Source organism: Streptomyces pyxinicus (assembly GCF_024753135.1).
GTDB lineage: Bacteria > Actinomycetota > Actinomycetes > Streptomycetales > Streptomycetaceae > Streptomyces > Streptomyces pyxinicus.
Map to the genome: position 1 here is coordinate 1 of NZ_JANUGP010000076.1, position 679 is coordinate 679.

General features: G+C 66.0%; 1 protein-coding gene. It reads left to right on the forward strand.

Going from position 1 to position 679, the window contains the following annotated elements:
- Nucleotides 1-679 (forward strand): alpha-amylase family glycosyl hydrolase (locus NX794_RS35800; RefSeq protein ID WP_258783890.1); only part of this gene is annotated, 679 nt, incomplete at both ends.

Here is a 679-nt window from a genome sequence, read left to right on the forward strand (position 1 = left end):
GCTGAAGGACGGCGGTTACGACGTCTCCGACTACACCGCGGTGCTGCCCGAGTTTGGCGACCTCGCCGACTTCGTGGAGTTCGTGGACGCCGCGCACCAGCGCGGCATGCGCGTGATCATCGACTTCGTCATGAACCACACCAGCGACCAGCACCCGTGGTTCCAGGAGTCCCGCAAGAACCCCGACGGCCCCTACGGCGACTACTACATGTGGGCCGACGACGACAAGCAGTACCAGGACGCCCGGATCATCTTCGTGGACACCGAGGCGTCCAACTGGACCCACGACCCGGTGCGCGGCCAGTACTACTTCCACCGCTTCTTCTCGCACCAGCCGGACCTCAACTACGAGAACCCGGCGGTGCAGGAGGAGATCCTGGCCGCCCTGAAGTTCTGGCTGGACCTCGGTATCGACGGGTACCGGCTGGACGCGGTCCCCTACCTGTACGCCGAAGAGGGCACCAACTGCGAGAACCTGCCCGCCACGCACGCCTTCCTCAAGCGGGTCCGCAGCGAGATCGACGCGCAGTACCCGGACACCGTGCTGCTGGCGGAGGCCAACCAGTGGCCCGAGGACGTCGTCGACTACTTCGGCGACTACTCCTCCGGCGGCGACGAGTGCCACATGGCGTTCCACTTCCCCGTCATGCCCCGCATCTTCATGGCCGTCCGGCGGGAA